This is a genomic window from Streptomyces sp. NPDC001750, assembly GCF_042892615.1.
In the GTDB taxonomy this organism is placed as follows: Bacteria; Actinomycetota; Actinomycetes; order Streptomycetales; family Streptomycetaceae; genus Streptomyces.
In genome coordinates this window covers 228,535-243,767 of record NZ_JBIAUE010000006.1, presented here as the reverse complement: position 1 = coordinate 243,767, position 15,233 = coordinate 228,535, and the positions used below count along the sequence as shown (strand labels likewise).

Below are 15,233 nucleotides of genomic sequence, written 5' to 3'. Positions count from 1 at the left end.
GTCGCCCCACGCCGCACGGGACCGTCGCCACCGCGGCGGACGAAAGAGGACCATGTCGGTATGAAGCCGCTGCTGCTGGTCGACATCGACGGTCCGCTCAATCCGTACGCGGCACTCATGAACCGTCGTGTCCCGGACGGCTACACGCGGCACTGGATGCGCCCGACGGGCTGGGAGTTCGGACCGCCGCTGCCCGTCCTGCTCAACCCGGAGCACGGCCGGGCGCTGCTCGGCCTCGCCGGGCGCTACGAGCTGGTCTGGGCGACGACCTGGATGGACGAGGCCAACGTGTGGATCGGGCCGCGTCTGGGGCTGCCCCCGCTGCCGTACGTCGACTGGCCGTCGCTGCCCGTCGCCGCTCCCGAGGACACGTACTGGAAGACGCCGTACATCGTGGCGTACGCGGCCGGCCGGCCGTTCGCCTGGATCGACGACGAGATCGCCGACCGGGACCGGGAGTGGGTCCACAGGCAGGGGGCGGCGGCGCTGCTGCTGTGGATCGATCCGCGCACCGGGCTGCTGCCGGGCGACTTCGAGACGCTCGCGGGGTGGGCGGACGGGCGCCGGGGCGGCGCGCGCTGAGCCGCCCGCGCGCGGGGCGCCCCGCCCCCGTGCGGTGGCCGCCGCCGTCGCACGGGGTCGGCGCCCGTCAGCCGTCGAGGGACGGTCAGATCGAGGCCGGGCAGGCGCGCCGGGTCCTCCGTGACGGACAGGGCGAGGATCCTTCCTCCGCCGTCATCCGTCACCGTGATGACGCGCCGGGGGCCGTCGATGCGACAGAGGCCCGCTCGGTTCCATCGGCCCCGTCCCGTTGCCTCATCGGCCCCGCTCCGCCCGGCGCACCGGACCGGCCGGGGCGCACCGCTCGCCCGGTCCGCCGGCGCTCACGCGCCCTCGCTCAGGCCCACGGCAGCGCGGCCCGGCACCGCCAGTACGCCTCCGGATCCTCCGCGAGCGCGCCGAGCCGGAAGCGCCGCTCCTCGTCCAGGTCGACGACGGCCGCGTGCAGGTTCCCGGCGAGCTGGTCGACGGTCGCCGCGCCCGAGAGCACCACTCCGGCCCACGGCTGGCACAGGACGAACGCGAGTGCGACCGCGTCCGCCCCCACCCCGGCGTCGGCCGCGATCTCCCGGATCGGCGCCGGGGCCTCCGTCCCGGCGAGCCGCCCGTTCGCCATGCCCTCCTTGACGATGACGGTGAGTCCGGCGTCGTGCGCCTCGGCGAGCGCCGCTCCGGCCGACGTCTCCAGCGCGTTGAAGGTGGCCTGGACGGTACGGAAGAGCGGCTCGCCGTCGACCGTGACGGCGAGCGCGGCCCGGATGGCGTCGGCCTGCCGGGGGCCGCTGGTGGAGAGGCCGACGGTGACCCCTTCGGCGGCGAGCCCGGCGAGCCGCGCGTGCAGCTCCCGGTCGGTCAGGGCCGGGCTGTCGACGGTGACCGAGTGGATCTGGTAGAGGTCGAGACGGTCGCCGAGCAGGGCGCCGGTCTCGGCACGCTGGCGCAGGAACGTGGCGAGGCCGTGGTCCTTCACCTCGTGCGCCTCGGCCTCGACCTTCCAGTCGGCGGTGTAGGTGTAGCCCCATTTGCTGCCGACGACGACGTCGTCCGCCTCCGGGTGCGCCTTCAGCCAGTCGGCGAGGAACTCCTCCGAACGGCCGTAGGAGCGGGCCGCGTCGACGTAGCGGACGCCCTGCGCGTAGGCGGCGTCCAACAGTTCGTGGGTGCGTTCGCGCAGCGCCTCGACGCCGCGGTCGCCGGGCAGGTCGCGGTCGCGGTGCAGGTTGATGTAGCCGGGTCTGCCGACCGCCGCGAGGCCGAGCCCGATGTGGGCGGTCGGCGTCGTCGCTGTGGCCAGCCGTGCGAAGGGCATCGTGGGCTCCTCGTCGTTCGGGTGCGCTCCCCGTCAACGTAACCCGGCCCGGCGGAACCGGAGGGCGGGAGCGCGTGCGCGCCCTCCCGCCCTCCGGCTTCCCGCACCGTCGTCAGTTCTTCTTCGCTGCGGCCCACTCCTGCTGGACCGCGAGGTCGGCCTTCACCTCGGTGAGCTGGACGGCCACCGCCGACGGGGCGGTGCCGCCCCGTCCGCTGCGGGACGCGAGCGCGCCGGGCACGTTCAGGACCGTGCGGACCTCGGGCGTCAGATGCTCGGAGATCTTCGCGAACTGCTCGTCGGTCAGCTGGTCGAGCTCGATGCCCTGCTGCTCGCACTCCTTCACGCAGGCGCCCGCGACCTCGTGCGCGACGCGGAACGGCACGCCCTGCTTGACCAGCCACTCGGCGACGTCGGTGGCGAGCGAGAACCCGGCCGGGGCCAGCTCCTCCATGCGCTCGCGGTTGACGGTCAGGGTGGCCATCATCCCGGTGAACGCCGGGAGCAGGACCTCCAGCTGGTCGCAGGAGTCGAAGACCGGCTCCTTGTCCTCCTGGAGGTCCCGGTTGTACGCCAGCGGGAGCGCCTTCAGGGTGGCCATCAGGCCCGTCAGGTTGCCGATGAGGCGGCCCGACTTGCCGCGCGCCAGCTCGGCGATGTCGGGGTTCTTCTTCTGCGGCATGATCGAGGAGCCGGTGGAGAAGGCGTCGTGCAGGGTGACGAAGGAGAACTCCTTCGTGTTCCAGATGATGACCTCCTCCGCGATCCGGGAGAGGTTCACGCCGATCATCGCGGTGATGAAGGCGAACTCGGCGACGAAGTCGCGGGAGGCCGTGCCGTCGATCGAGTTGCCGACGGACCCGTGCTCGAAGCCCAGCTCGGCGGCGACCGCCTCCGGGTCCAGGCCCAGGGACGAACCGGCCAGTGCGCCGGATCCGTACGGGGAGACCGCCGTCCGCTCGTCCCATTGCCGCAGCCGCTCGGCGTCCCGCGACAGGGCCTGCGCGTGGGCCAGCACATGGTGTGCGAAGAGGACGGGCTGGGCGTGCTGGAGGTGTGTGCGGCCGGGCATCGCGACGTCCGGGTGGGCCTCGGCGAGGCCGACCAGCGCGCCCTGGAGCTCGGCGATCAGCCCGCCGATGATCCGGGCGTGGTCGCGCAGGTACATCCGGAAGAGCGTGGCGATCTGGTCGTTCCGGGAACGGCCGGCGCGCAGCTTGCCGCCGAGTTCCGGGCCGAGGCGTTCCAGCAGGCCGCGCTCCAGCGCCGTGTGGACGTCCTCGTCGGCGACGGTGCCGGTGAACGAACCGTCCGCCACATCGGATTCGAGCCGGTCGAGACCGGCGATCATGCGGTCCAGCTCGTCATCGGTGAGCAGGCCCGCCTTGTTCAGCACGCGCGCGTGGGCGCGGGAGCCCGCGATGTCGTACGGCGCGAGCCGCCAGTCGAAGTGGACGGAGGCGGACAGCTTGGCCAGGGCCTCGGCGGGACCGTCGGCGAAGCGGGCGCCCCAGAGGCGTACGTCGCCGTTGCTGGTGCCGTTGCTCACTGCGTGCTCCTCGGAAGGACAAGGGGTGGATGTGCGACCGCCTCCCCGCACGGAGGGTCCGGGGAGGCGGTGACGTAACAGCTGGGGGTCAGGACAGGTCACGCTTGGCGGCGATCTTCGACGAGAGGCCGAAGATCTCGATGAAGCCCTGCGCCTTGGACTGGTCGAAGGTGTCGCCGGTGTCGTAGGTGGCGAGGTTGAAGTCGTAGAGCGACTGCTCCGACTTCCGGCCGGTGACGACGGCGCGGCCGGCGTGCATGGTCATCCGGATGTCGCCGGTGACGTGCTGGTTGGCCTCCTCGATGAAGCCGTCCAGGGCGCGCTTGAGCGGCGAGAACCACAGGCCGTCGTAGACCAGCTCGCCCCAGCGCTGCTCGACCTGCCGCTTGTAGCGGGCCAGCTCGCGCTCGACGGTGACGTTCTCCAGCTCCTGGTGGGCGGTGATCAGCGCGATCGCGCCCGGGGCTTCGTAGACCTCGCGGGACTTGATGCCGACGAGACGGTCCTCGACCATGTCGATCCGGCCGATTCCCTGGGCACCGGCCCGCTCGTTGAGCTGCTGGATGGCCTGGAGGACGGTGACGGGCTTGCCGTCGATGGCGACCGGGACGCCCTCCTTGAAGGAGATGACGACCTCGTCGGCCTCGCGCGGGACGGCCGGGTTCTGGGTGTACTCGTAGATGTCCTCGATCGGCGCGTTCCAGATGTCCTCCAGGAAGCCCGTCTCGACGGCGCGCCCGAAGACGTTCTGGTCGATGGAGTACGGGGACTTCTTGGTGGTCGCGATCGGGAGGTTCTTCTCCTCGCAGAAGGCGATCGCCTTGTCGCGGGTCATCGCGTAGTCGCGGACCGGGGCGATGCACTTCAGGTCGGGGCCGAGCGCGGCGATGCCGGCCTCGAAGCGGACCTGGTCGTTGCCCTTGCCGGTGCAGCCGTGGGCGACGATGCCGGCGTCGTGCTTCTTCGCGGCGGCGACGAGGTGCTTGACGATGGCCGGCCGGGACAGGGCCGAGACCAGCGGGTAGCGGTCCATGTAGAGGGCGTTGGCCTTGATCGCCGGGAGGCAGTAGCCCTCGGCGAACTCGTCCTTCGCGTCCGCGACCTCGGCCTCGACGGCACCGCAGGCGAGCGCGCGCTTGCGGATGACGTCCAGGTCCTCGCCGCCCTGGCCGACGTCCACGGCAACGGCGATGACCTCGGCGCCCGTCTCCTCGGCGATCCAGCCGATGGCGACGGAGGTGTCCAGGCCGCCCGAGTAGGCGAGTACGACGCGCTCGGTCACGGGTTTCTCCTTACGGTGCAATCACTGATGGGTATAACTATGCAGCCCTCCGTATGGTTTGTCAAAGGCGCTGGTGGGCGGCGCGCCGCCGGCCCTCACCCCCTTCCCGCCGCCGGCGCGGACCCCCTCGACGACCGGCTCACCACCGCCCCGCGCTCCTCCGTGCGCACCAGGTCGCGCCCTCGCCGTGAGCGGCCCGGCCACCAGAACGGCCTGCACCGGCCGGGGCTCCGCGGCGACAATGGCCGCCATGGGAAAGACGTACGAACGGATCGACGGCCGGCTCAGGACCTTCATCGAGGAACAGCGCATCTTCTTCACCGCGACAGCGCCGCTGGACGGCGAGGGCACGGTCAACCTCTCCCCCAAGGGCGTCAGCGGCTCCTTCGCGGTCGTCGACGAACGGACCGTGGCCTACCTGGACTTCGCGGGCAGCAACGCCGAGACCATCGCCCACCTCCGGGAGAACGGCCGCATCACCCTGATGTGGTGCGCGTTCCAGGGGCCGCCGAACATCGTGCGGGTGCACGGCCGCGGGGAGCCGGTCTTCCGCGACGACCCGCGGTTCCCGTCGCTGCTCGGGCACTTCCGCCACGTGGATCCCGGCCCGCACGGGCTGCGCGCCGTCATCGTGGTGCGGGCGGAACTGATCCGGGACACCTGCGGGTTCGCCGTCCCCTTCATGTCGTACGACGCGGACCGGCCCCTGCACGCCCAGCGCTTCGCCCGCGAGGACGACGCGTCGCTGAGCGTGTACTTCGAGAAGAAGGAGCACGTCGCGACGAGCATCGACGGGCTGCCGGGCCTCCCGCTCCCGCTGCCGGCGATGCCGTGCACGGAACGGGACTGAACGCCTGGCGGTGGGCGTGGCCGCCCAACGGGCTCTGAGCCGTCCGGGCGGGTCCCGGGTGCGGCGGGGCGCCGCGGGGTCTACCGTCCGGGCATGCGCAGATCCCTGCTGATCGGTACGGTCCTGCTCGCGCTGGCGGGCACGGCCGCGGCCCGGCCCGTCGCCGCGCCGCCCCTGCCCGCCCGGATGGCGGACACCGGCGGCGGACTTCAGTTGATCACGGCCGAGGCCCCGGCCAGGGGCTCCACCACGGGCACCGTCACCTGGTGGGACCTGCGCCGGGGCGTCTGGGCGAGGGCCGGGTCGGCCCCGGCCCGGTTCGGCGCGAAGGGCCTGGCCGAGGGGGCGACCCGCAGGCAGGGCACCTCCACCACTCCCACCGGTCTGTACGGCCTGCCGTACGCCTTCGGGACCGGGGCGGCGCCGCACGGCACCGCCCATCCGTACCGCCGGATCACCGGCCGGTCGTGGTGGTGCCAGGACAACGCGGCGCGCGCCTACAACCGCTGGGTGGAGCCCCGGCCCGCGGACTGCCGGGCGGGCGAGGCGGAGCGGCTGGCCGACCATCCGACGCAGTACGCCCGCGCCCTCGTCATCGGCTTCAACTACGCGCGCCCGGTGCGCGGGCGCGGCGCCGGGATCTTCCTCCACATCGACGGACGCGGCGCGACCGCCGGGTGCGTCTCCGTACCGGCGGCCGCGATGGACCGGATCCTCGGCTGGGTGGAACCGGCCCGTCGTCCGCACATCGCGATCGGGACCCGTTCGGGCCCGACCTCGATCATCCGCTACTGAGAGTGTCCACGAACCGGTGGCCGACGCGTCCGGGACGACGGGCGGCCGGTCCGCGGACGGCCGGCGGCACGTACGAAGCGTGCGCGGAGCCGGTCCCGGTGACGCCCGGGACCGGCCCGGCGGCACCGGACGCCACGTCGGTCAGCGCTCGTTCTGGGCCAGGCGCAGCAGATGGTCGGCGAGGGCCTGGCCGCCCGCCGGGTCCCGGCTGATCAGCAGCAGTGTGTCGTCGCCCGCGATGGTGCCGAGGATGTCGTGCAGTTCGGCCTGGTCGATGGCCGAGGCGAGGAACTGCGCGGCGCCGGGGGGCGTGCGCAGCACGACGAGGTTGGCCGACGCCTCCGCCGAGATGAGCAGTTCGGCGGAGAGCCGACGCATCCGCTCCTCCTTCGCGGATCCGCCCAGCGGCGCCTGCGGGGTGCGGAAACCGCCCTCGCTCGGCACCGCGTAGATCAGCTCGCCCCCGGTGTTGCGGATCTTCACCGCACCCAGTTCGTCGAGGTCGCGGGAGAGCGTTGCCTGGGTGACGCTCAGCCCGTCGTCGGCGAGCAGCCTGGCCAGCTGGCTCTGCGAGCGCACCGGCTGCCGGTTCAGGATGTCCACGATCCGGCGGTGGCGCGCCGTGCGGGTCTGCGGCACGGAGGGCCCGCTCTGCTCGGTCTCCTGCGCCTCGGTCATCGTCGTCGCCTCATTCTCCGGATCGTCCGTCCCCGTGTACCGCGTCGAGGGCGCCGGGAAGTACCCGGAGGAACGCGTCCACCTCGGCGTCACCGATGATCAGCGGCGGCATCAGCCGCAGGACGTCGGGTGCGGGGGCGTTCACCAGGATTCCGGCTCCCTGAGCCGCCTGTTGCACCTGAGGCGCGCGGGGCTCGGTGAGCACGATACCCAGCAGCAGGCCGGAGCCGCGGACGTGGGAGACCAGAGGGTGCCCGAGACCTTCCACTCCGTCCCGGATCCTCTCGCCGAGCCGCTTCACCCGGTCCAGGGCTCCGTCGGTCGCCAGGGTGTCCAGGACGGCCAGGCCGGCGGCACAGGCGATCGGGTTGCCGCCGAACGTCGTGCCGTGGTGGCCCGGCTTCAACAGCTGCGCCGCCGGGCCGAACGCGACGGCGGCGCCGAGCGGCAGTCCTCCGCCGAGTCCCTTGGCGAGGGTGACGACATCGGGCTCCACGCCCTGGTGGGCCTGGTGCTCGAACCAGTGGCCGCAGCGGCCGATGCCGGTCTGCACCTCGTCGAGGACGAGCAGGGTGCCCGTGGCCCGGGTGATCTCCCGGGCGGCCTCCAGATAGCCCTGGGGCGGCACGACCACACCGTTCTCGCCCTGGATCGGTTCGATGACGACCAGCGCGGTGTCGGTGGTGACGGCGGCGCGCAGGGCCTCGGCGTCCCCGTACGGGACGTGGGTGACGTCGCCGGGCAGCGGCTGGAACGGCTCGCGCTTCCCCGGCTGGCCGGTGAGCGCGAGCGCCCCCGTGGTCCGGCCGTGGAATCCGCCTTCGGTGGCGACCATGTGGGTCCGGCCGGTCAGCCGGCCGATCTTGAAGGCGGCCTCGTTGGCCTCGGCGCCGGAGTTCGCGAAGCAGACCCGTCCGTCGCGGCCGAAGAGCTGGAGCAGCCGTTCGGCGAGGGCGACGGGCTGCGGCGCGATGTAGAGGTTGGAGACGTGGCCGAGGGAGGCGACCTGGGCGGAGACGGCCTCGACGACGGCGGGATGGGCGTGGCCCAGCGCGTTGACCGCGATGCCGCCGACGAAGTCGAGGTACTCGGTGCCGTCGGCGTCCCACACCCTGGCCCCCTCGCCCCGGACGAGGGAGAGCCGGGGGGTGCCGTAGTTGTCCATGAGCGCGTGCTGCCAGCGCTGCGCGTACTCCTGGTTGCTCATGACTCCCCCTGGGTGTCGGGTGTCTCGTCGGGCACGACCATCGTGCCGATTCCCTCGTCGGTGAAGATCTCCAGCAGGATCGAGTGCTGGACCCGGCCGTCGATGACCCGGGCGGTCTCGACGCCGCCCCGTACGGCGTGCAGGCAGCCCTGCATCTTGGGCACCATGCCGCTGGACAGCTCGGGCAGCAGCTTCTCCAGCTCGGTGGCGGTGAGGCGGCTGATCACGTCGTCACTGTTCGGCCAGTCCTCGTACAGGCCCTCGACGTCGGTGAGGACCATCAGCGTCTCGGCCCCCAGCGCGGCGGCGAGCGCGGCGGCCGCGGTGTCGGCGTTGACGTTGTAGACGTGGTGGTCGTCGGCGGAACGGGCGATGGAGGAGACGACGGGGATGCGGCCGTCGTCCAGCAGCGCCTGGATCGCGCCGGTGTCGATGGCGGTGATCTCGCCGACCCGGCCGATGTCGACGGATTCCCCGTCGATGACCGGGCGGTGCCGTGTGGCGGTGATGGTGTGGGCGTCCTCGCCGGTCAGGCCGACGGCGAGCGGGCCGTGCCGGTTGAGCAGGCCGACGAGCTCGCGCTGGACCTGTCCGGCCAGCACCATCCGTACGACGTCCATCGCCTCGGGCGTGGTGACGCGCAGACCGGCCTTGAACTCGCTGACCAGGCCCTGCTTGTCGAGCTGGGCGCTGATCTGGGGGCCGCCGCCGTGCACCACGACGGGCTTGAGGCCGGCCTGGCGCAGGAACACGACGTCCTGGGCGAAGGCCGCCTTCAGCTCGTCGTCGACCATGGCGTTGCCGCCGAACTTGATGACGACGGTCCTGCCGTGGTGGCGGGTCAGCCAGGGCAGTGCCTCGATGAGGATCTGCGCCTTCGGGAGTGCGGTGTGCTTCCGCGCCGTGGTCATGAGCTGTACGCGCTGTTCTCGTGGACGTAGTCCGCGGTGAGGTCGTTGGCCCAGATGACGGCGGACTCGGTGCCGGCGGCCAGGTCGGCGGTGACGGCGACCTCGCGGTAGCGCATGTCGACCAGGTCGCGGTCCTCGCCGAAGCTGCCGTTCCGGCAGACCCAGACACCGTTGATGGCGACGTTCAGCTGGTCGGGCTCGAAGGCGGCCTTCGTGGTGCCGATCGCGGAGAGGACCCGGCCCCAGTTGGGGTCCTCGCCGTGGATGGCGCACTTGAGGAGGTTGTTGCGGGCGATGGAGCGGCCCACCTCGACGGCGTCGTCCTCGGTCGCGGCGTTGATCACCTCGATCCGGATGTCCTTGGAGGCGCCCTCGGCGTCGCCGATGAGCTGCCGGGCGAGGTCGGCGCAGACGGCGCGCACGGCCTGGGCGAACTCGTCCTGGTCCGGAGTGATCCCGCTGGCGCCGGAGGCCAGCAGCAGCACGGTGTCGTTGGTGGACATGCAGCCGTCGGAGTCGACCCGGTCGAAGGTGGTGCGGGTGGCGGCGCGCAGCGCGGAGTCGAGCCCAGCGGCGTCCACGTCGGCGTCGGTGGTGAGGACGACCAGCATGGTGGCGAGGCCGGGGGCGAGCATGCCCGCGCCCTTGGCCATGCCGCCGACGGTCCAGCCCTCGCCGCCCGCGACGGCGGTCTTGTGGACGGTGTCGGTGGTCTTGATCGCGATGGCGGCCTTCTCGCCGCCGTGCTCGCTGAGGGCTGCGGCGGCCTTCTCGATGCCGGGCAGCAGCTTGTCCATCGGGAGCAGGGTGCCGATCAGCCCGGTCGAGGCGACCGCGATCTCGCCCGCGCTGTGGCCGGGCAGGACCTCGGCGGCCTTCTCGGCGGTGGCGTGCGTGTCCTGGAAACCCTTGGGGCCCGTGCAGGCGTTGGCGCCACCGGAGTTGAGGACGACGGCGCCGACCTCGCCGCCCTTGAGCACCTGCTGCGACCAGAGGACGGGGGCGGCCTTGACGCGGTTGGAGGTGAAGACGCCCGCGGCGGCGCGACGCGGCCCGTGGTTGACCACGAGGGCCAGGTCGGGGTTTCCGCTTTCCTTGATCCCGGCGGCGATGCCCGCCGCCGAGAATCCCTGTGCTGCCGTGACGCTCACGGTGCGACTCCGATCGTGGAGAGACCTGTGTCCTCGGGAAGTCCGAGGGCGATGTTCATGCTCTGGAGGGCGCCGCCCGCAGTGCCCTTGGCGAGGTTGTCGATGGCCGAGACGACGACGATCCGGTGCGCCGCCTCGTCGTACGCGACCTGGATCTGCACGGCGTTCGAGCCGTACACGGACGCGGTGGCGGGCCACTGCCCCTCGGGGAGCAGCTCGACGAACGGCTCGTCGGCGAACGCCTTCTCGTACGCATCGCGCACGGCCTCGGCGCCCACTCCCGGCCTCGCCTTGGCGCTGCATGTGGCGAGGATGCCTCGGGGCATCGGCGCCAGCGTCGGTGTGAACGAGACGGTGACCGGCTCACCGGCCGCCGCGCTGAGGTTCTGGACCATTTCGGGGGTGTGCCGGTGGACCCCGCCGACGCCGTACGGGGACATGTTGCCCATCACCTCGGAACCGAGCAGGTGCGGCTTGGCCGCCTTGCCCGCCCCGGAGGTGCCGGACGCGGCGACGACCACGGCCTCGGGCTCGGCCAGCTGGGCCGCGTACGCCGGGAAGAGCGCCAGCGAGACGGCCGTCGGATAGCAGCCGGGCACCGCGACCCGCTTGGACCCGGCCAACTCCGCGCGCCCGCCCGGCAGTTCGGGCAGACCGTACGGCCACGTACCGGCGTGCGGCGAGCCGTAGAACTTCTCCCAGGCCACGGCGTCCGCGAGGCGGAAATCGGCACCCATGTCGACGACGAGCACCTCGCCACCGAGCTGTTCGGCGACCGCAGCCGACTGGCCGTGCGGCAGGGCGAGGAAGACGACGTCGTGCCCGGCGAGCGCCTCGGGCGCGGTCGGCTCCAGCACCCGGTCGGCGAGCGGCCGCAGATGCGGCTGCAGCGCGCCGAGCCGCTGCCCCGCGTTGGAATGGGCGGTGAGGGCCCCGATCTCGACCTCGGGGTGGGCCAGCAGGAGGCGGAGCAGCTCTCCGCCGGCGTATCCGCTCGCCCCTGCCACCGCTGCACGTACCACCATCGAAAACCCTCCTCGTCGATGGCATGACTATACGCACCCTTGCACTTTTATGCAATGACCACCGCGCGTCGCGTGCCCGAACAGGACCGAGCAGCGGAGCTGGCCCTTCGGCGCGCGAGTCGGCCCCTCCGAGCGTTGCGGCTGAGCCGCGGGCGCGACTTTTCGGGACGGGTGAGACCCGATCCTGGTCGGCACCACCCCGAGAATGGCCGAGTCAGCGCGAACGGGCTCCGTCAGGGGCTCGGCTCAGCCCGCCACCGCGATGTCACCCGCTCCGAGAAGTCGCAGGGACGTCACCGGGAGTCGTTGACGGCGGGCGAGCACGCCCCGTGGCGGCTCCCGATGCTCGATCGACAGCCGAAGCTCTCACCTGCGGCAATGTGTTTCCCCTGGGCGCCGGGCGTGGTGTCGTCCGCCGACCACCCCTCAGGACCCTCCGGCCGGCTGCGGCCGGGCAGCCTAAGACCGTTACTGGTCTCCGGCTGCCCGGCCACGCCGAAGAAGGTACGCCGCGGTCAGCGCGACGGCGGGCTCCACATCGTGCGAGAGCTCCACGAGGGCGCGTGACGCCCGCGTCCCGGGGATGCCCCCGAGCGCCTGCGTCAGCCGTCCGCGTGCGGGCGCCTCGGTGGCGTCGTGGGCCAGGCGGTCGACGAGCCCGCTCGCGATCCGGTCAGCCGTCGCGGTGTCGCTCGCCAGCACGCTCAGCGCATCGGCCGCATCGGTGTCGTTCCTTCCCGCCACGATCATGTCGATGAGCGTCGGGACCGTCTCGGCCGCGCCACGTGCGCCGAGCGCCAGGGCCGCGTACCCGCGGACCACGACGTCGGGGTCCGTGAGGGCATCCCGCAGCAGCGCGGCGGCCTCACCACCGGGCATCTCGGCGAGGGCCTGAACGGCCCGTTCCCGCACCACGGCCACCGGTGAGCCGAGGCCCTCCGCCAGCAGTGCGGGGCCGCGGCCGCCCGATCGCGCCAGCGCCCATCGAAGGGCCCCGGCGACGTTCGGCTCCGTCTCGCTCAGCACCGCCTCGACGAGGGCCTCCACCGGCACCGGAACCTCGTCGACCGAGGAGAGGGCCGCGCGCTGACGCGCGTCGGCGCTCTTGGACCCCAGTGCCCGGAGGAGCGCGACGACCTTGAGGACGTCCGTCCAGTCGGCGGGGTCCGCGGCGCCGATCCGGACCAGCCGCGTGAGCAGCTCGGTCTCCGCCGCGACACGCTCGCGCGTTTGACGGACGAGGTCGTCGACGAGCGCCGAGGGCGTAAAGCCGGGGTCGTCGAGCGCGCGTCCGATCTCACGCAGCGACAGCCCCAGCGACCGCAGGCTCTCGATGTGGAAGATCCGCCGGATGTCCTCCCCCGAGTACTCCCGATAGCCGGAGCCGCTGCGGCCCGAAGGACGCACCAGACCGAGCGACTCGTAATGCCGGAGCATGCGGGCGCTCACCCCGGACCGCCGCGCCACCTCGCCGATCAACACGTCCGTCATCCCTCCCGGTCGGATCCGCCGAGTACCACGATGCGCTTCGCCTCCTCGATCGCGAACTCGAACCCGGCGTCCGGATCGCGCAGCAGCCGGCGTGTGGCGAGCGCGTGCGCGCGGATGCGCGGGTCGGGGGCCGTCGTCGCGGCACGCAGAGCCGGCACGATCGCTTCGCCCAGCGCGACCAGTGCCCGGCTGAGACTCAGCTGCGTCTCCCGCCCGCCGCGCCCGAGCTGCGTCGCCAGCACCGCGGCCAACGCGGACTCCTCGCCCTCCGGCACGAGCACGACCGCGGCCCGCCAGGCGCTCCGCGCCACCTCGTCCTCGGCGTCGGCCAGGAGCGTGCGGGTGATCGCCGGCCACGCCCGCCGGTCCCCGATCTTGGACAGCGTGTGCAGCGCCTGGCTCCGCGCCTGCGCGCGCTCCGAGCGGACTTCGCGGAGCAGCTCGGGAAGCGTCACGGACACCGGGTGGCGGGTGAGCGCCCAGGTCAGCATGTCGCGGACGAAGAACTCCGGCTCGATCGCGCATCGCTCGACAAGCTTGTCGACGAAGCGCGGGTCGGGCGTGGTGCCGACCGCCAGAGCAGCCCTCAGTCGCACGGACGAACGGCCGTCCTCCAACTCCCGAAGCGCTCGTATCGCGTCCGTGTCCCGTCTCGTGATCGTCATCGAGACCACCTCCTCGGCAAGCAGTGAAGACCCTGTCACCGTGTCAAGGTCAAAGCGGGGGCCGGTGTGAGCGGGGGCGGGGGCGCTCGTGCCGACCGCGGCGGCCGGCTCCGGTGGGCGCCGTCGGCCGCCGGGCGGCTTCGCGGCTCGTCGGGACCAGCGGACAGGCCGGCCCCGATGCCCTGACGGACCGGCCGCGGCGCCGAGGGGCCCGCCCGAGCGCCGAGTCCCGGATACGAGGCCGGATGCGGCATCCGGCCGCGGTCGGGCGCCCGCCGGGCGGGCCGTGGAGGCCGCGCGCTCAGCCGTCGGCGGCGCCGAACCACCAGGCAGACGGTCGAGAAAGTCCCGCTGGTCCTCGCCGGCCCACACCTCATGGCCGTCCGGCCGCAGCAGCACGGCCGGGACGTCCGGAACGGCGGCGGGGAGCAGTCGCTCACGAACCGGGGTCGCCGACGAACCGGGATTGCCGGGGCGCAGGCCGACGGCCCGGTCCACTGACCGACCGGGTTGCCGACCGGCCGGGTTGGCCGACGGCCCGGATCGCCGACGGGCCGGGCTGCCGCCGGGAGCCACCAGAACGGTGGTCCCCCGACGGCGGCGCTCACCCGGCCTGAACGGCGGCCGTGTCCCGTACGTCGTCCAGGAGTTCCCGTACCAGCGCGGCTATCTGCGGCGTCTCGATGAGGAATCCGTCGTGGCCGTACGGCGAGGCGACCACCCGGGCCCGGTCGGCCGAGGGGATCCCGGCGGCCAGCTCCTCCTGCTGCGACAGCGGGTAGAGGCGGTCGGAGTCGACCCCCGCGACCAAGGTCCGCGCCGTCACCCGGGCGAGGGCGGCGCGCGTGCCGCCGCGGCCCCTGCCCACGTCGTGGGCGTTCATCGCCTCGGCGAGCACGGCGTAGCTGGCGGCGTCGAAGCGCCGGACGAGCTTGGCGGCGTGATGGTCGAGGTAGGACTCGACCTGGTAGCGGCCGCCCAGCGAGGGGTCCTCCCCGTCCTGGGCGCGGTTGGCGAAGCGGGCGTCGAGTTCCTCGGCCCCGCGGTAGGTGATGTGGGCGATGCGGCGGGCGACGCCGAGGCCCGCGTGCGGCCCCTGCCCCGGTCCCGCGTCGTGGTAGTCGCCGCCCCGCCAGTTGGGGTCGGCGCGGATCGCGTGGAGCTGGGCGGTGGCCCAGGCGATCTGGTCCGCGCTCGCCACCGCCGTCGTGGCGAGCAGCAGCAGCGACGCGACGCGCTCCGGGTGGGACACGGCCCACTCCACCGCCCGCATCCCGCCCATGGAGCCGCCGAGCACGAGGGCCCAGCGGTCGATGCCCAGCGCGTCGGCGAGCCCGGCCTCGGCGAGCACCTGGTCGCGCTGGGTGAGCCGGGGGAACGACCCGCCCCAGCGACGGCCGTCGGGGCGCGGCGAGGCCGGGCCCGTACTCCCCTGGCAGCCGCCCAGGACGTTCGGCGCCACCACGAACCAATGGTCCGTGTCGAGCGCCCGGCCCGGCCCGATCAGCGCGTCCCACCAGCCGGGGCTGGGGTGGCCGGGCCCGACCGGTCCGGCGACATGGCTGTCGCCGGTGAGCGCATGCAGGACGAGGACCGCGTTGGAGCGGTCGGGCGCGAGCCGCCCCCACGTCTCGTACGCCAGCCGTACGTCCGGGAGCCGGCCGCCGCCCTCCAGCGGCAGGGGCTCCGGACGGTGGTACCAGGCGCGGCGCCCCGGGGGGTCCCCCTCCTGCCACGCGCCGGTGGCAGGAGGGGGGAT

The 15,233-nt window shown here is 73.1% G+C and carries 14 protein-coding genes; 3 read left to right on the top strand and 11 right to left on the bottom strand.

All coding sequences use genetic code 11. The features are described from left to right. The first annotated feature begins 60 nt into the window (after positions 1-60). Complete coding sequence (locus ACFYY6_RS13040) at positions 61-582, top strand: hypothetical protein (RefSeq protein WP_351522115.1); 522 nt, start codon at positions 61-63, stop codon at positions 580-582. A 316-nt stretch (positions 583-898) separates the two neighbouring features. Here ACFYY6_RS13040 and ACFYY6_RS13035 read toward each other — a convergent pair whose 3' ends face one another. From ACFYY6_RS13035 to ACFYY6_RS13025, 3 genes are all read right to left on the bottom strand, one after another. Beyond that, positions 899-1,870 carry an aldo/keto reductase gene (locus tag ACFYY6_RS13035; RefSeq protein WP_389193057.1) on the bottom strand — a complete coding sequence of 324 codons (972 nt, stop codon included), beginning with the start codon at positions 1,868-1,870 and terminating at the stop codon, positions 899-901. Between the two features lie 112 nt (positions 1,871-1,982). Further along, a complete protein-coding gene (argH, locus tag ACFYY6_RS13030; RefSeq protein ID WP_389193054.1) occupies positions 1,983-3,419 on the bottom strand; it encodes an argininosuccinate lyase in 1,437 nt (478 codons plus the stop codon). 88 nt (positions 3,420-3,507) lie between these two features. After that, complete coding sequence (locus ACFYY6_RS13025; RefSeq protein WP_389193051.1) at positions 3,508-4,701, bottom strand: argininosuccinate synthase; 1,194 nt, start codon at positions 4,699-4,701, stop codon at positions 3,508-3,510. 250 nt (positions 4,702-4,951) lie between these two features. On the opposite strand from ACFYY6_RS13025, the gene ACFYY6_RS13020 reads away from it, so the two are divergent. Continuing rightward, a complete protein-coding gene (locus tag ACFYY6_RS13020) occupies positions 4,952-5,551 on the top strand; it encodes a pyridoxamine 5'-phosphate oxidase family protein (protein WP_351522123.1) in 600 nt (199 codons plus the stop codon). 93 nt (positions 5,552-5,644) lie between these two features. Then, positions 5,645-6,346: a L,D-transpeptidase gene (locus ACFYY6_RS13015; RefSeq protein ID WP_389193048.1), complete on the top strand. Its 702-nt coding sequence runs from the start codon at positions 5,645-5,647 to the stop codon at positions 6,344-6,346. 141 nt (positions 6,347-6,487) lie between these two features. Here the strand turns inward: ACFYY6_RS13015 and ACFYY6_RS13010 are convergent, their stop codons facing one another. From ACFYY6_RS13010 to ACFYY6_RS12975, 8 genes are all read right to left on the bottom strand, one after another. Then, the gene (locus ACFYY6_RS13010; RefSeq protein WP_073787752.1) at positions 6,488-7,024 is read right to left on the bottom strand and encodes an arginine repressor; all 537 of its coding nucleotides are present in this window, start codon (positions 7,022-7,024) and stop codon (positions 6,488-6,490) included. A gap of 10 nt (positions 7,025-7,034) precedes the next feature. Beyond that, on the bottom strand, positions 7,035-8,231 hold the full coding sequence (locus tag ACFYY6_RS13005) for an acetylornithine transaminase (protein ID WP_351629132.1): 1,197 nt from the start codon (positions 8,229-8,231) through the stop codon (positions 7,035-7,037). Further along, positions 8,228-9,142 (bottom strand): acetylglutamate kinase, encoded by a 915-nt coding sequence (argB, locus tag ACFYY6_RS13000; RefSeq protein ID WP_389193045.1) that lies wholly within the window; start codon positions 9,140-9,142, stop codon positions 8,228-8,230. Before argB ends, ACFYY6_RS13005 begins: the two co-directional genes overlap by 4 nt. Beyond that, on the bottom strand, positions 9,139-10,293 hold the full coding sequence (argJ, locus tag ACFYY6_RS12995) for a bifunctional glutamate N-acetyltransferase/amino-acid acetyltransferase ArgJ (protein WP_351522131.1): 1,155 nt from the start codon (positions 10,291-10,293) through the stop codon (positions 9,139-9,141). Before argJ ends, argB begins: the two co-directional genes overlap by 4 nt. Then, entirely contained in the window at positions 10,290-11,318 is a 1,029-nt protein-coding gene (argC, locus tag ACFYY6_RS12990; RefSeq protein ID WP_389193042.1) for an N-acetyl-gamma-glutamyl-phosphate reductase, read from the bottom strand. The genes argJ and argC overlap by 4 nt, the downstream gene beginning before the upstream one ends. A gap of 468 nt (positions 11,319-11,786) precedes the next feature. Then, positions 11,787-12,800 carry a MerR family transcriptional regulator gene (locus tag ACFYY6_RS12985; RefSeq protein WP_351629198.1) on the bottom strand — a complete coding sequence of 338 codons (1,014 nt, stop codon included), beginning with the start codon at positions 12,798-12,800 and terminating at the stop codon, positions 11,787-11,789. A 5-nt stretch (positions 12,801-12,805) separates the two neighbouring features. Beyond that, a complete protein-coding gene (locus ACFYY6_RS12980; protein WP_351629127.1) occupies positions 12,806-13,474 on the bottom strand; it encodes a HEAT repeat domain-containing protein in 669 nt (222 codons plus the stop codon). Between the two features lie 604 nt (positions 13,475-14,078). After that, positions 14,079-15,233 carry a homoserine O-acetyltransferase gene (locus ACFYY6_RS12975; RefSeq protein ID WP_351629195.1) on the bottom strand — a complete coding sequence of 385 codons (1,155 nt, stop codon included), beginning with the start codon at positions 15,231-15,233 and terminating at the stop codon, positions 14,079-14,081.

What these genes read in the sequence shown, in the direction of transcription:
- ACFYY6_RS13010 (WP_073787752.1), bottom strand. Translation starts at nt 7,024, where the DNA reads ATGACCGAGGCGCAGGAGACCGAGCAGAGCGGGCCCTCCGTGCCGCAG.
- ACFYY6_RS13005 (WP_351629132.1), bottom strand. Translation starts at nt 8,231, where the DNA reads ATGAGCAACCAGGAGTACGCGCAGCGCTGGCAGCACGCGCTCATGGAC.
- ACFYY6_RS13020 (WP_351522123.1), top strand. Translation starts at nt 4,952, where the DNA reads ATGGGAAAGACGTACGAACGGATCGACGGCCGGCTCAGGACCTTCATC.
- argB (WP_389193045.1), bottom strand. Translation starts at nt 9,142, where the DNA reads ATGACCACGGCGCGGAAGCACACCGCACTCCCGAAGGCGCAGATCCTC.
- ACFYY6_RS13040 (WP_351522115.1), top strand. Translation starts at nt 61, where the DNA reads ATGAAGCCGCTGCTGCTGGTCGACATCGACGGTCCGCTCAATCCGTAC.
- ACFYY6_RS12980 (WP_351629127.1), bottom strand. Translation starts at nt 13,474, where the DNA reads ATGACGATCACGAGACGGGACACGGACGCGATACGAGCGCTTCGGGAG.
- argC (WP_389193042.1), bottom strand. Translation starts at nt 11,318, where the DNA reads ATGGTGGTACGTGCAGCGGTGGCAGGGGCGAGCGGATACGCCGGCGGA.
- ACFYY6_RS13015 (WP_389193048.1), top strand. Translation starts at nt 5,645, where the DNA reads ATGCGCAGATCCCTGCTGATCGGTACGGTCCTGCTCGCGCTGGCGGGC.
- ACFYY6_RS13035 (WP_389193057.1), bottom strand. Translation starts at nt 1,870, where the DNA reads ATGCCCTTCGCACGGCTGGCCACAGCGACGACGCCGACCGCCCACATC.